This is a genomic window from Psychrobacter sp. NG25, from assembly GCF_015234355.1.
Classification (GTDB): Bacteria; Pseudomonadota; Gammaproteobacteria; order Pseudomonadales; family Moraxellaceae; genus Psychrobacter.
On the sequence record NZ_JADGMV010000004.1, the window covers coordinates 192,919 to 207,449 of the forward strand.

The 14,531-nt window shown below is 43.5% G+C and carries 11 protein-coding genes; 5 read left to right on the forward strand and 6 right to left on the reverse strand.

All coding sequences use genetic code 11. The annotated features are described in order from the left end of the window. Positions 1-43 precede the first annotated feature (43 nt). Entirely contained in the window at positions 44-835 is a 792-nt protein-coding gene (locus IPZ60_RS07910) for a CPBP family intramembrane glutamic endopeptidase (protein WP_227669282.1), read from the forward strand. Positions 836-902: 67 nt separating this feature from the next. Here the strand turns inward: IPZ60_RS07910 and dusA are convergent, their stop codons facing one another. From dusA to IPZ60_RS07925, 3 genes are all read right to left on the reverse strand, one after another. Then, positions 903-1,877, reverse strand: coding sequence for a tRNA dihydrouridine(20/20a) synthase DusA (gene dusA, locus IPZ60_RS07915; protein ID WP_194197267.1), 975 nt, complete (start codon positions 1,875-1,877; stop codon positions 903-905). Between the two features lie 100 nt (positions 1,878-1,977). After that, positions 1,978-3,279, reverse strand: coding sequence for an MFS transporter (locus tag IPZ60_RS07920; RefSeq protein WP_194197268.1), 1,302 nt, complete (start codon positions 3,277-3,279; stop codon positions 1,978-1,980). Positions 3,280-3,529: 250 nt separating this feature from the next. Next, positions 3,530-5,161: a phospholipase D family protein gene (locus tag IPZ60_RS07925; RefSeq protein WP_194197269.1), complete on the reverse strand. Its 1,632-nt coding sequence runs from the start codon at positions 5,159-5,161 to the stop codon at positions 3,530-3,532. Positions 5,162-5,781: 620 nt separating this feature from the next. On the opposite strand from IPZ60_RS07925, the gene IPZ60_RS07930 reads away from it, so the two are divergent. The 4 genes from IPZ60_RS07930 to IPZ60_RS07945 all read left to right on the forward strand — a co-directional run bounded on the left by IPZ60_RS07930 (position 5,782) and on the right by IPZ60_RS07945 (position 9,731). Then, positions 5,782-7,056, forward strand: a complete 1,275-nt coding sequence (locus IPZ60_RS07930) for an O-succinylhomoserine sulfhydrylase (protein WP_194197270.1) — start codon at positions 5,782-5,784, stop codon at positions 7,054-7,056. Between the two features lie 80 nt (positions 7,057-7,136). Continuing rightward, on the forward strand, positions 7,137-7,466 hold the full coding sequence (locus tag IPZ60_RS07935; protein ID WP_110922703.1) for a YbaB/EbfC family nucleoid-associated protein: 330 nt from the start codon (positions 7,137-7,139) through the stop codon (positions 7,464-7,466). A 218-nt stretch (positions 7,467-7,684) separates the two neighbouring features. Continuing rightward, positions 7,685-8,278 (forward strand): recombination mediator RecR, encoded by a 594-nt coding sequence (recR, locus tag IPZ60_RS07940; protein ID WP_110922704.1) that lies wholly within the window; start codon positions 7,685-7,687, stop codon positions 8,276-8,278. A gap of 136 nt (positions 8,279-8,414) precedes the next feature. Beyond that, entirely contained in the window at positions 8,415-9,731 is a 1,317-nt protein-coding gene (locus IPZ60_RS07945; RefSeq protein ID WP_194197271.1) for a ribonuclease D, read from the forward strand. A gap of 57 nt (positions 9,732-9,788) precedes the next feature. Here the strand turns inward: IPZ60_RS07945 and IPZ60_RS07950 are convergent, their stop codons facing one another. The 3 genes from IPZ60_RS07950 to IPZ60_RS07960 form a co-directional block, all read right to left on the reverse strand. Further along, on the reverse strand, positions 9,789-10,463 hold the full coding sequence (locus tag IPZ60_RS07950) for an alpha/beta fold hydrolase (RefSeq protein WP_194197272.1): 675 nt from the start codon (positions 10,461-10,463) through the stop codon (positions 9,789-9,791). Between the two features lie 160 nt (positions 10,464-10,623). Continuing rightward, complete coding sequence (gene gcvP / locus IPZ60_RS07955) at positions 10,624-13,521, reverse strand: aminomethyl-transferring glycine dehydrogenase (protein ID WP_194197273.1); 2,898 nt, start codon at positions 13,519-13,521, stop codon at positions 10,624-10,626. Positions 13,522-13,587: 66 nt separating this feature from the next. Then, positions 13,588-14,346: a nitroreductase family protein gene (locus IPZ60_RS07960; RefSeq protein ID WP_194197274.1), complete on the reverse strand. Its 759-nt coding sequence runs from the start codon at positions 14,344-14,346 to the stop codon at positions 13,588-13,590. Positions 14,347-14,531: the final 185 nt, after the last annotated feature.

Genomic DNA, 14,531 nt, shown 5'->3' on the forward strand with positions numbered 1-14,531 from the left:
TCACAGACATGGGCTGAAAACTAGACTTTTGAGTAACGACTTTATGCTAAAAAATGCTACTGACGCACACAAGCAAGCTGCATCGCTTAACCATATGCCATTGTTTTCACACTTGGGTGCATTCCTACTAACGGTAGGCATGGTGATGGTGTTTTTTATCAGTCAGTTATTAGGAATATATGTCGCTGGCAAGTTGGTGTTACCTGCCACTCAAAATGCAACAGTAGGTGATATATTCTTATTTGGCGGTAATGATGGCACGGTTGTGAGCCTCTCTATCATTATAGGTTGTGTGTTAATAACAGCGATTACTGTCTCTGTCATTCGTTTGAGGGGAGGCAGTGTGCGTCAGTATCTGGTGCTAAAGTCATTTTCACCTATGGTTGGGCTGGGAATGGCTGGACTGCTATTGATATTTATGATTGCCAGTCAGGCGCTCACGTACTTTCTCGATGAGACGCCATTGGTATTTGTAGATCCCCTATACCAGTCTGTCAGTTCGGTATGGCTGCTGGTCTTTGCGATGGTCATCGTTGCACCACTATATGAAGAGTTGGTCTTTCGCGGTATCTTATGGACGGCTATCGCAGAACAGTTCGCTGATTCCTCTTATTCAACAAAGTATCGAGGCGCGATCGTTGCCAGTATTGTGACCAGTCTGATATTTGCAGTGATCCATGTACAGTATGGTATTTATGAAATCAGCACCATTGTTGTATTGGCATTGGTATTTTGCTACGCACGTGTCAAATCAGGGTCGTTATTATTGCCAATACTATTGCACATCGCTAATAACGGTGCGGCGATGTGGCAATATATGGCGCAAGTAGCTTAAATAAGCAGCTATGGTTCCTGCCTTATCAACAACGTATTTGTAGTCATTCTTGTGATGATAGAAGTGCCTACATATCAGGATTCAATAAGAAGACTTCATCTGCCGCGCGTTTGATATCATCAATGGTCAGCTGAGGTTTGCCACTCAATGCCTGACGCCATTTGCGTGCGCCCATGAGTCCTTGGAACAACCCTAAATAATGACGTGTCATCGTAGGTAGCGGTTCACCTTTGGCGAGTTGCTCTTCGAGATAAGGATAAAGCTGCGATAGAATCTCTGAGCGTTTAGGTGTTGGCTCGTCGCCCCATAGACTATTGGCTTCTGCTAATAAGTAAGGATTGTGATAAAACGCTCGTCCAATCATGACCCCATCGATATGCTGCAAGTGCGCTTCAATATCAGCGATTGTGTCAATCCCACCATTGATTTCAATATCGAGTGCTGGAAAGTCTTGTTTTAGGCGATAAACATCTTCGTAGCGAAGTGGTGGTATCTCGCGATTCTGCTTAGGACTCAGCCCTTGTAGCCAAGCAGTACGTGCATGAACGATGAATCGCGTACAGCCAGCCTCGGCGACTGCCTGCACAAACTCTACCATAAACTCATAACTGTCAAAGTCGTCAATACCGATACGGTGTTTAACCGTCACTGGAATATCGACTGCTGCTTGCATATGTTTGACCAAGTCTGCAACTGTATTAGGCTCTGCCATTAGACAAGCGCCTATCTTGTTATGCTGTACGCGATCTGATGGGCAGCCAACGTTGATATTGACTTCATCATAGCCATGCTGCTGTGCAAATTCAGCACATTGAGTCATCTCACTGTTGTCAGCGCCACCCAGCTGCAACACTAATGGATGCTCTTGCGTATCAAAGCGTAGATGCCGTGCGCGATTACCATGTATGAGGGCACCCGTACTGATCATCTCTGTGTATAAATACACGTGCGGATTAAAGAGCCGTGCAAAGTATCGATAATCTGTGGTTGTCCAGTCGATCATTGGTGCGACAGAGAGTCTTTTGTTGGTCATATCAACCATGATTGTTAAGCCTTAATATTCTAATCTTTGAGGGTGTGGGGTTTGGTACAAAAATGTTTATACCAAATAAGGGTATAAACATTTTAATGAATATCTCGATCTAGATAATCTGGTCGATTTTTTTGGCTTCGGGCAAATTATAGAAGTAAATGCCCATTATTATTCCAATAAAACCGATGAACGCAATGTAGAGTGCTGGTGAGAAAGCCACATAAAGAGTGGCATAGCCAAGCCCGAAAGGCACTAACACCCCGACAATGCCGTAGGCTATATTATAACAAAAAGCCATTCCAGTGAGTCTGACATTGGTTGGAAATAACTGCAAGATAATGGCCGGTATCATACCAATGATGCCAGCACAAAATCCTAACAGCGCATACATAATGAGGATATAGTCACCGCTCGACTGTAGATGATAAAAGAATGCCAGCATTTGTACGATTAATAGGATAGAACCAATGGTCAGAATTTTACCAAAATTTTGATGGTTAGAGATTATTCCATAAAAAATACAGCCAAGAATCATGAATATAATACCTAGACTGTGTGAAAATCCGAACAGGTCGCTATCTAAGGTAAAGTGCATCTCAATCAGATCAGGCAGCAAGAGTACGACTACAGTCGTTACGCTAGAAACAATAAGGGTGAGAATCATACCAATAAATAGTGAATGTTTGCAGTGCTTGAAGAGGAGGCGGAATGGTTTGGCAACGTAGTCGCTTGGTTGCGTGTTTTTCATTTCAAGGAAAAATGGCGACTCATCGATCCATCGCCATGCCAATAATGGCATAAGGCTTAAGGCAGCCGCGATGAAAAATGGTAAACGCCAACCGTAATCAGCCAATTGCGCCGTCGTCATGGCACTGGTCAGCCAAAGAAAAAAGGCATTAGAGAATAATACCCCTACATAGAAACTGGCGCTGACATAACTACAGACGACGGATGAGTACAGCCGTGGCACATGCTCTGCCACAAAAATCCAAGCGAGTGGTACATAAATACCAAATGCCATACCTTGTATAAATCGTAGAGTGATAAATAAGATGGGTGCAATCAAACCCCATTGTGCATAAGTAGGTAAGCTCGCCATTGCCAATAGGCTGAGTGCAGTGACTAATATACTGATTAGTAGTATGGGTTTGCGACCTTTAATATCACCATAACGACCAAAAACAATGCCACCAATTGGGCGTGCGAAATAGCCAATCGTAAACAGTCCAAGCCCTTGTATCTTTGTAATAGTTGGGTCGATGTTAGCAGGGAAAAAAGCGGCCGCCACAATATCTGAGATATATAAATAAATCAAAAAATCAAAAAATGCCACTGCACTACTAAAGCAGATAAACATTACTGTATTTCTGTCTCTAGAAGACATCAGTGCATATTGGGAACGGGAAGGCATAATAGATCACGCATATATAAAGGCATTCGTTAAGCCGGTTATTATCTAGATAACCGGCCATAATAAAAAACGACAAATCAGTATAAATAGATAGTGATTTGTCGAAAAAATAAAGGTTTGGTAGTTAATATATGAATATGATGAAACAGATGTCTAAGTTACAAGGGCTCTGAGAGTAAGCGAAAATTAATCACTCAGTCATTCTAATTTACCTCTAAATAGTCATTTCGAGGGTTATCAAGTATGAGCGCTACAATAGCCAGTCAATAGGTAGCCATGACATGATAGTCAGCCAAACATGATCACTGACATCGACACGCGGCTCTGAATCGTAAACTACTTTTTTATTATTTTCCATGGTTTGCCATTGCAGATTGCCATTGTCTAATAACTTTACTTCATAAGCTTTGCTTAATAAATCGTCGCCAAGTGCGCTATGCAACTGTCTCGCTAGCTCATCATCATTGATAATCACACCCATTTCGGTATTGATATTGGCAGATCGAGGGTCAACATTATATGAGCCAATGAATACTTGGTGGTCATCAACCGCAAAAGTCTTTGCATGTAGGCTGGTTGAAGACTGACTGCGCGCTTTCCACAGCTTGTTTTCACGTTGCTCTTCAGACGCGGTCGATTTTAGCTCATAGATTTTGACGCCGGCACGAAGCAGGTTAGGTCGCCATTGGCTGTAGCCAGAGTGCACAGCAGTCACATCGGTTGCATCAAACGAGTTGGTTAAAATTTTGATATCAATACCAGATTCGGCCAGTTTTACCAGCGTATTGACACCGTCTTTGGTCGGCACAAAGTAAGAAGAGATAATCGTTAGCTGCTTGGTTGGCGTACCTAGCAATGTCCGTAGCTGATGCACCAAGTTGGTATCAGCAGGGACGGATTTTGTCAATTTACCAACATCATCACTCAAAAACTGCATGTCTGTCCAACGAAAGGGCACACGTTTATTGATCAAATCGCTGTCTATCGTTGAGTCTTCGATTGCTGTTTTATAAATCGTTAAATCGCTCTCTGATTTTTTGTCATCTAAACCAAGTTTGTCTAACGCTGATAAAAAATCAGACGGTGCGCTATCATCAGCGGTGACTAGAGTTTCGATATCAAATGATAGTGGCGATGACCAATAACTGGTAAAGCTGTTATCAATATCTGCGACTACTCTACCAATCAGTAAAACATCTAAATCTGCAAATTGGCTATTTTTATCATTACTTAGGTATTCATCGCCAATATTACGTCCACCAATAATAGTGATTTGCTTATCAAAGGTCATGCTTTTGTTGTGCATACGGCGGTTGATACGAGGCAAGCCCGTGACGTAATTCAATGTTTGAAATTTACGGTGCATAAGAGGGTTGATAATACGTACTGCAATATTGGGGTGGCTAGAAAAACGCAGTAAGTGCTGATCGAATGTCGCGTTATTATTAAAGTCATCTAATAATAAACGCACAAGCACGCCACGCTCAGCGGCTTTCCATAAATCTCTTAACAGTAATTGGCCAGCTTGGTCGTTGTGCCAGATATAATACTGTGCATCGATGTTGCGTGTGGCCATATCCGTTAATATACTGCGAGAGGCAAATGCATTGGCACCAGTCACGATAGGGTGATAGCCTGACAATTCTGGATGAATATCATTTTGCTCACTAACGGCTGCCACTAGATCGATGTTGCTGGTTATAGGTTTTTCATTGTCTTGGCTGCTTTTAGGTTGATATAAGGCATCGACCCGCGCTGATAGTGCTTGGCTTTCAGGCAGATGTGGTTGCTTCGGTAAGCTTTGGCACCCAACAAGTCCTAAGGTAAGTCCAAGCGTTAGACTCAACGATAGATTACTTGGATCTATACTGAACATCGACATAAATGAGTTACCTTAGTAAGCCTTAATATAATAAAAATTCCGTTAAAAGTAAGCATGATATCCCTGTGTTTGCTGACAGAAAATAGTGCTAATTATGGGACAAGTAATAAAACTACCCAAGGTGGAACTTAGATCGCCGCTAAGCTTATCAGCTGTCGGCATCTATGCCTATTATAAATACGTTATTTTTGTTAGATTTAGTGGCTTGTTTATTGGTTGTTTAATTACTCTTTAATCTTTATTAATCTTCAAACCTATCTTGATATAGAGGTATATCGGTATTCAAAAATAACATTTGATAATCATCTGAAACCAGCTGTTTGGAATAAGTTGGCATGATATGATAACGCTGGTGTATTAGGGCGTGTCTTCATTTCAAAAATGGTGATAAAAATGAGATAAATTGCCGTCAAACAAGAAAAATAGCGCAGATGATATCGGGATATTAACCAGCTATTTGACGATGTTCGGCAAGATTTAGCCATTTTTAGCCCATTGAGATGACTATCGAGTGAATTGAAGACACACCCTAAGTCAATAATTAAAAAATAAGCAGTCACTTTTATTACAGTCAAATTTATAACTATCAAGTCTATAACTATCAGAGTAACGGAAGATTTATGAGTCAGTCGCAAACCAATGATGAAAGCAGTGTAAACAAGTTAGATCCAAATTGGCGCAACGATGCCTTAGATTTAGGGTTGGATTATGGCATGCAGACCATTGCGGTACGGGCAGGTCAGCATCGTACAGACGAAGGTGAACATTCAGAGCCTATTTTCACTACCAGCTCTTATGTTTATACCTCTGCTGCTGATGCCGCTGCGCACTTTGATGGCACCAAGACGGGTAATGTTTACTCACGTCATACCAATCCAAGCGTGCGCACCTTTGAGCGTCGTCTAGCCGCCCTCGAAAACGGTGAGCGTGCAGTTGCGACGGCTTCCGGTATGGGGGCGATTTTGACCATGTGCTTGGCCTATTTGAAAGCAGGCGATCATCTACTGGCGGCCAATCAATTATTCGGCTCATCCATTGGTCTATTTAATAATTATATGGCCAAGTTTGGCGTTGAAGTCAGCTATGTTGATTGCTTTGACAATGATGCGTGGGCGAATGCCGTTCAGCCAAATACTAAGGTTATTTATTGCGAAAGCCCAAGCAATCCGCTGGCACAGATTTGCGACCTTGGTTATCTCAGCCAATTATGTAAAGCCAATGATATCTTATTAGTGGTTGATAACTGCTTTGCCACGCCAGCATTACAGCGCCCATTAGATTTGGGTGCTGATGTGGTGATTCACTCTGCAACTAAATATTTGGATGGTCAGGGTCGAGTACTCGGCGGCGCGCTGGTCGGTAGCGATGAGCTCATGCAAGAAGCATTTACCGTGGTGCGTTCAGGCGGTATCAGTATGAGCCCATTTAATGCTTGGGTATTCACCAAAGGTCTAGAAACACTTAAATTACGTATGCAAGCACATTGTCAGAATGCCAATCAAGTGGCTGATTTCTTAGTCAACCATCCTAATGTGAGTACCGTGCATTTCTCAGGGTTGAGCGATCATCCTGCTCATGAGCTTGCCACGCGCCAACATCATATGAAGAGTGGCTATGGTGCTATCATGGGTTTTGAAGTAAAACCAACTGCTGACCTTGACTCAAAAGCTGCCGCTTGGCATGTCATTGACTCAACACGGATGGTGTCTATTACCAATAACTTGGGCGATGCGAAAACAACCATTACCCATCCGGCGACCACCACACATTTCCGTCTGACTGCTGAGGCTCGTGCAGAAGCAGGCGTCAAAGATGGTCTTATCCGTCTGTCTGTAGGTTTAGAAGACGTAGAAGATATCATCAAAGATTTGGCGCGTGGTTTAGACAGTTTGTAAAGATAACGGTATAATCGCTGTTAGCACTTTATATTAGTCAAATATCAATCATTTATTATTAAAAAACAAAAGAGGCAACTATGAATATTCAAGCATTGATGCAACAAGCACAAACGATGCAAAAGAAAGTCGAAGCAAATGTTGAAAACGCTAAGAAAGATCTTGCCAATAAAGAAGTGCACGCAGAAGCGGGCAGTGGTTTGGTAAAAGTAACCATGACTGGCCGTCATGTCGTTAAGCGTTTGACCATCGATCCAAGCTTGCTCGAAGATGAGCCAGACATGATCGAAGACTTAATTGCTGCTGCTATCAATGATGCCGTTCGTCAAGCAGATGACTTGTATGAAGAAACCATGGCTGGCGCAACATCAGGTATGGGTCTACCACCAGGTATGCAAGGCATGTTCTAATATCTATTCCAGAGATAATCTAACTTGTTAGACTTACTGAGCCTACTAGGGTGGTACTAGTCTCCCTCGTTATTTAGAATTTTTGGCATGGATAGGCGGCTTGTTTTATAGTTAATTGGCGATCTGTCATCTGACTATAATGTCTAGTAAATGGGGTTGTTATCGACATGATACGACCCCATTTTTATAGCTACGGTTTATAGATAAAGGAAGTGGTTTTGCTGACAGCCAAATTTGATCAGCTGGTAAAACAGCTACGTATTTTGCCAGGCGTCGGGCAAAAAAGTGCCCAACGTATGGCGTTACATCTGCTCACCAAAAAACGCCCACAAGGCATGGCACTCGCCCAAGCACTTGATGATGCGATGCGCGATATTGTTGAATGTCAGCGTTGTCATAGCTTCAGCGATGAGGCTATCTGTCCGCTATGTCAAGATCCTAGACGTGATGATGGATTGTTATGTGTGGTCGAAACAGCGGCAGATGTGATGGCGATAGAGCAGACAGCAGGTTATCGTGGACGTTACTTTGTCTTAGGCGGACACTTATCACCTATAGATGGAATCAGTGCTGATGATTTAAATATTGATCAGCTGGTCTGGCGTGTCAAACAAGAGCCTGTCGAAGAGCTGATATTAGCAACGGGTACTACCGTTGAAGGGCAGACTACTGCACACTTTATCAGTGAGGCTGTCAGTCGCCATGTCAATAAAGTCACACGCTTGGCGCAAGGCGTACCGATGGGCGGTGAGCTTGAGTACTTAGACAGTATGACGCTTGGTCAAGCCATGCAAAATCGCTCATTTTTATAGTCTTCTTATAGTATTTTTATCACCGTCAAGTCTTGCTCATTTGATTTTATGGTACTGTTATAATTGTTTTATTATTTAATTTTATTAAAACGTGGTTTAGCGTTTTATTTTCTCTTATTTATGCAGGTATCTGCCCGTGTCTAACCATGTTTCGAACGCTTCTACCCATTCAAACACTCAAGACGACGCTTGTGTTGCTAATGATATATCCAGTCAATCACTTGACACCAATGTCGATTCAGCAGTATTACCGCCACAACCAGATATCGATGCGTTACTAGACATCGCTGATGACGCTGCTGTCACATGGGTACGTGAGCAAAGCGGTCTGGCTCAAGTCATCAATGCATTGGCTACTTGCGGCCGCGTCGCATTAGATACCGAATTTATCAAGCGTGATACGTATTATCCACGATTGGCTTTGGTTCAGCTGAATACAGGTGACCATATTTATTTGCTAGATGCGCCGCAGTTGCAATTGGATGAACTGTGGCAGGCGCTGAGTGAAGTGGATGTAGCGATTTGGCATGCGTGCGGTGAAGATTTAGGTATTTTTTATCTGCTGTCTGGCTGTCCGCCATTGACCAATATATTTGATACGCAAATTGCGTTGTCTTATTTAACCGGCCAACTGCAGATGGGTTATCAGCAAGCGCTTGATGACCAGTTAGATATGCATATTGATAAAGAACAAAGCCAGTCAGATTGGCTACAACGTCCGCTATCGGATGAGCAAGAGCAATATGCGATTGATGATGTGCGGTTTTTGCCTGCGTTGTATTTGAGCCTTGAATATGAGCTAAAAAAACAAGGTCTGTACGATTATGTATGGGCAGATTGCCAGCTTTATGCCAGTGATTTATATAATACGCAGCACGTTGAAGATGATGCGATGTATTTAACGATGGCAGATTATCGCTATAATTCGCAGCAGATGGCGATACTCAAAGGAGTTGCTACGTGGCGAGAAGAGCTGGCACGTGCGACCAATCAACCCCGTACGTTTGTGATAAAAAAGCAAGCAGTGCGTGAAATTATCACTGAAAAGCCTAATAGCATGCGAGAGCTTGCGCATAAAACAACGATGCATCGCAGTATGTTGAGACTGTATGGTGAAGAGTTGCTGAAGGTCATCAAAGATGCAAAGAGTTTGCCACCTGCTGAGCATCCCGATTGTTTATTACCGCCTTATCGTTCAAAAAACAAAGTCCTATCAAAGGCGGTGCAACAAGCGATATATAATGAAGCGCAGAAAATTGGTGTGCCTGCTAATGTGCTGATGCGTAAAAAATGGCTTGCTCAACTGTATGAAGTTGTGGCTTTCAACAAAGGCATCAGCGAGTTACCACAAGGGCTAAAAGGTTGGCGCAATAATTGGATAGTGCATACCTTGATTCCAGTCATTGAGAAGCACAAAACTGAATTACAGCAAGGTATGGGGGTTCATGCTTAATAAGCATGAATGTCTGTTGGAGTTTGAGCGTTATTAATTATCAAAATCTCATAACGATCAGCGTGCAAATTGTCCATTTTGTAAAAAATATACTGCTTGTTTCGCAACGGATTTGTCGACTAGCATACCCGTATGTGAGACAGGCATCACGATATGATCGGCAGCTGCTTCAATCTTAGTCTCTTTTATATATACCGTGCCGTCATGCATCAGATGTTCTGCTGACGGTAGGTTATTTGTCTTACGCAATTTGCGATTGTGATAGGCTAGGATAGGTTGCCCTAAGCCTTGCGCTTTATTGCCAGCTATGACGCCAAGTTCAATACCTTTTGGCAAAGGCGCAACCGTGCCATCCAAAGCTTGCTCGTATGATTTACCGACAATCGAAGGAGCGAGTCGCCAAATATAATCGCCACTAACGCTGCCATTATGCGGCGTGCCTAGAGTCACACAGCGCCCAATTTTCCACTGAGGGTAGTGCGCTATAAAATCACGAATAATTAGCCCGCCTAAGCTATGACCAATGAGGTCAGTGGGTTTGTCAGGATTGTGATTGCTCTCAAGCCAAGCGTTTAAACGTTGACTGTTAGTCTTGATTCCATCACGCATACTGCGATAGCCGTATTGATGAGTATCAAAACCTGCTGCTTGTAAACGTTTGGCCAGTGGCCGCATAATCCATGCTGTTTGATGCAGACCATGTATGAGGATGACGCGATTTTTCTGTTGCATGTTTACTCCAACACCATAAAAGTCATTTTATTGTATCGATAAATACTATCATTATTTATGCTGCTTAATACTATACACAAAATAAAACCTCCAAATCAGCTACTGACTTGGAGGTTTGTTTTTTTATAAAAATCTATTTACAGTTTATCAAAGACTGCTATTACAAGTAGTTTTCGATACTTGGGCAAGAACACATTAGGTTCTTATCACCATAAGCGTCATCGACACGTGCTACGCTTGGCCAGAACTTATGAGCGCGGATATAAGGAAGCGGGAATGCAGCTGTGTCACGGCTGTATGGGTGCGTCCATTCGCCGCTAGTCACCATAGCAGCAGTATGCGGTGCGTTGACCAATGGGTTGTCTTCTAGCGTCCAACCATTTTCGCCAGCTTTGGCTTGTAACGCTTCAGCTTTGATAGATTTGAGCGCGCTGATAAAGCGGTCTAGCTCTTCTTTTGACTCAGACTCTGTCGGCTCAATCATCAAAGTGCCAGCAACTGGGAAGCTCATCGTTGGTGAGTGGAAACCATAATCCATCAAGCGCTTAGCGATATCGCTTTCACTGATGCCAGTATCTTCTTTTAACGGACGAATATCGATGATACATTCGTGAGCGACACGGCCGTTTTTACCTGTATATAGCACAGGGTAGTGGTCTTTTAGTTCAGCGGCCACATAGTTAGCATTTAATAATGCCATCTCAGTCGCTTTTAGCAAGCCATCACGGCCCATCATGGCGATGTACATCCATGAGATTGGTAAGATACTCGCTGAACCATAAGGCGCTGCCGATACTGCTGAGCAGTCTTTTTGCGCGTTATGTACAGGGCTTAGCGTATGGTTGGCCATAAATGGTGCTAAATGCGCCTTCATACCGATAGGACCCATACCTGGACCACCGCCGCCATGTGGGATACAGAAGGTTTTATGCAAGTTCATGTGCAGTACATCTGCGCCGACATCTGCAGGCTGCATCATGCCTACCTGAGCATTCATGTTGGCGCCATCCATATAGACCTGACCACCGTGATTATGAATAAGGTCACAGATTTTACGGATGCCTTCTTCGAACACACCATGCGTTGATGGGTAAGTGATCATCAAAGCACCTAGACGCGCGCTATGCTCTTCACATTTAGCAGTCAGGTCATCGATATCAACGTTACCATTGTCATCGGTTTTGACCACGACCACTTTCATGCCCATCATCATGGCAGTCGCTGGGTTGGTACCATGCGCTGACATGGGAATCAAGCAAACATCACGGTCAGTCTCACCCAATGATTCGTGATAGCGACGGATTGCAAGCAGACCCGCATACTCACCAGAAGCACCAGAGTTTGGCTGCATAGACACATCATCGAAACCAGTAATGGCTTTGAGTTGGTCTTGTAAGCTATCAATCATGGCGATATAGCCAGTGACTTGATCACGTGGTGCAAAAGGATGCACATTGGCGAATTCAGGCCAAGTGATCGGTAGCATTTCACTGGTCGCATTCAATTTCATGGTACAGCTACCAAGTGAAATCATGCTACGGTTCATCGCCAAATCTTTGTCTTCAAGCGACTTCAAATAACGCAGCATTTCATGCTCGGTGTGATGCGAGTTGAATACTGGATGTGTCAAGATATCATCGGTACGTAAGTGTGCACTATCAAGCGATACACTGGCAGCTTCAGGTAGATCATGCGCTTTACTAACAAACAATTGCGTTAAGACATTAAAGTCTGTTTGATCACTGATTTCACTGAATGAAACGGCTAGTTTGGTATCGCCCAGACGCCATAAGTTATAACCAACATTGTCCGCATTTTCAAAAATCTGAGTAGCCAGACTTTCTGAACCACAATCAACCACAACGGTATCGAAGAACTGATCATGCACCACGTTTAAGTTGCTGTCGTTAGCACCTTTAATTACATCTGCAAAGGCAGTAGCAAATGCATGGATACGCGTGGCGATACGTTTAACACCCGTTGGACCATGGTACACAGCATACATACCTGCCAAGTTGGCAAGTAATACTTGTGACGTACAGATGTTTGAATTGGCTTTTTCGCGGCGGATATGCTGCTCACGAGTCTGTAGAGCCATACGTAGCGCAGTATTGCCTTGCGAATCTTTTGATACACCAATGATTCGGCCAGGTGCTGAGCGTTTGGCTTTGTCAGAGAAAGCAAAGTAAGCCGCATGTGGACCACCGAAGCCCATTGGAATACCAAAGCGCTGTGTGCTACCCAAAGCCACATCTGCGCCCATATCAGCTGGTGATTTTAGTAGCACCAAGCTCATGATGTCACTAACCACACTGACGTACGTTTTATTTTCTTTAACAGCCGCGATAACGTCTGTTAAGTCTTTTACATCACCCTCAACACCGACGTATTGGAATAATGCACCAAAATAATCGCCTGATTTAGCAGTTTCAAAATCCCCAACGACCACGTCCCAACCAAAGTACTTGGCACGAGTATTGATGACATCTAATGTTTGTGGATAGACGCGGTCATCAACAAAAAACTGCATTGATTTGCTTTTGCTCACGCGCTTTGACATCGCCATGGCTTCAGCAGCTGCGGTTGCTTCGTCAAGTAGTGATGCACCAGCCAGTTCAAGACCTGTTAGATCGATACAAACTTGTTGAAAGTTAAGCAAGGCTTCTAGACGACCTTGAGCAATTTCAGCTTGATAAGGGGTGTAAGCAGTGTACCAACCTGGATTTTCAAGAACGTTACGCTGAATGACAGCAGGCATACGCACAGGCGAGTAACCTTGACCGATATAGCTCTTCTTAACGGTGATGTCATCTGCCATCGTACGCAGTTTCGCTAATGCTGCATGCTCGCTCATCGCAACTGGCAAGTCTAACTCTTTGTGCAAACGTACTGGCTCAGGCACGGTATCATTGATAAAGCTTGCCATGTCTTGATAACCAACAGCACTTAGCAAATCAGCTTGTTTGGTGTCATTTGAACCTAAATGACGGTAGACAAATTCAGCTTCGTTGAATAGTCCTTGAAAAGTATCAAACGTCGGGTTTTGAGAGATAGTCATGATAGTCCTTGATTAAGGGAGTAATAAAGTAGTAAAGAGATTAACTAAAAATAACGGCATGGTGCATTAGACGTAGTGCACAAACTGGTCTTGATCAAAGCGGTACTGGGTGTCGTAGACACCATTGTCAGCACGCTCGCCAGCACCAATCATCATAATGATATGTTGATCATTGTTTAAACCTAATAGTTGCTTCATGGCAGGCTCATCAAAGCCGCCCATTGCACAGCTGTCAAAGCCATGTGCGCGTAGTGCTAGCATTAGGTTTTCCGCCGCGAGCGAGGTGTTGTTGGTTGCCCAGTTCTTGGTGTCTTCAAAGGTATAATAAGGCGATTTAATCGGACCTTTCAAGCGTCTGACCACTTGAGTTGCGCCCCATTTAGCCGCTGATACCACATTAACTGGACCCCGTAAAAAGTCCAGTGCTACGACTTTGGTATAGTAGTCTTTGACCTTTTTTGGTACAGGCTTGTCAGGGTATTCACGTAGGATTTGCTGAGCATGACTTTGCCAGATATCAGTACGAGCCACGACCGCAATTAGGCGTGCTGATGTTTTTGCTGCGTTTTGATTCATGCAGTTCTTTACCGCACGCTTGCGATTATCAACATCATCGATGACATAGAATTCCCACGGCTGTAGATTGCTAGAATTCGGCGCCAACATGGCCAAACGCAAACAGTCTGCTAATACATCATCAGGTATGGGCGTGTCCGTAAAACGACGAACAGAACGGCGTGATTCAACCACGTCGCGAAACGCTTGTAGCTGCGGTGTATGAGTAGGCGTTGCAATGTTGTCTTTAAAGTCAGTGTTGGTGCTCATATTAGGATCCATGCTGGGGATTGAGTGATCAACTTGAGTCGTTATTGAGTGCACTTCTTCAATATCATCTGACAAGTGATTGATACGAATAAATCAAATAGCGGTTGGAAGTAATAAACGGTATGCAGGTTTTGAGGATAAAGCGTACAGATACCAGCTGCTGCCAGTATCTGCCATCATTCGAC

Excerpts from the sequence above, each read along its gene's own strand:
- dusA (WP_194197267.1), bottom strand. The coding sequence starts at position 1,877 with ATGGTTGATATGACCAACAAAAGACTCTCTGTCGCACCAATGATCGAC.
- IPZ60_RS07925 (WP_194197269.1), bottom strand. The coding sequence starts at position 5,161 with ATGTCGATGTTCAGTATAGATCCAAGTAATCTATCGTTGAGTCTAACG.
- IPZ60_RS07950 (WP_194197272.1), bottom strand. The coding sequence starts at position 10,463 with ATGCAACAGAAAAATCGCGTCATCCTCATACATGGTCTGCATCAAACA.
- IPZ60_RS07920 (WP_194197268.1), bottom strand. The coding sequence starts at position 3,279 with ATGCCTTCCCGTTCCCAATATGCACTGATGTCTTCTAGAGACAGAAAT.
- IPZ60_RS07935 (WP_110922703.1), top strand. The coding sequence starts at position 7,137 with ATGAATATTCAAGCATTGATGCAACAAGCACAAACGATGCAAAAGAAA.
- IPZ60_RS07960 (WP_194197274.1), bottom strand. The coding sequence starts at position 14,346 with ATGAGCACCAACACTGACTTTAAAGACAACATTGCAACGCCTACTCAT.
- IPZ60_RS07930 (WP_194197270.1), top strand. The coding sequence starts at position 5,782 with ATGAGTCAGTCGCAAACCAATGATGAAAGCAGTGTAAACAAGTTAGAT.
- IPZ60_RS07910 (WP_227669282.1), top strand. The coding sequence starts at position 44 with ATGCTAAAAAATGCTACTGACGCACACAAGCAAGCTGCATCGCTTAAC.
- gcvP (WP_194197273.1), bottom strand. The coding sequence starts at position 13,521 with ATGACTATCTCTCAAAACCCGACGTTTGATACTTTTCAAGGACTATTC.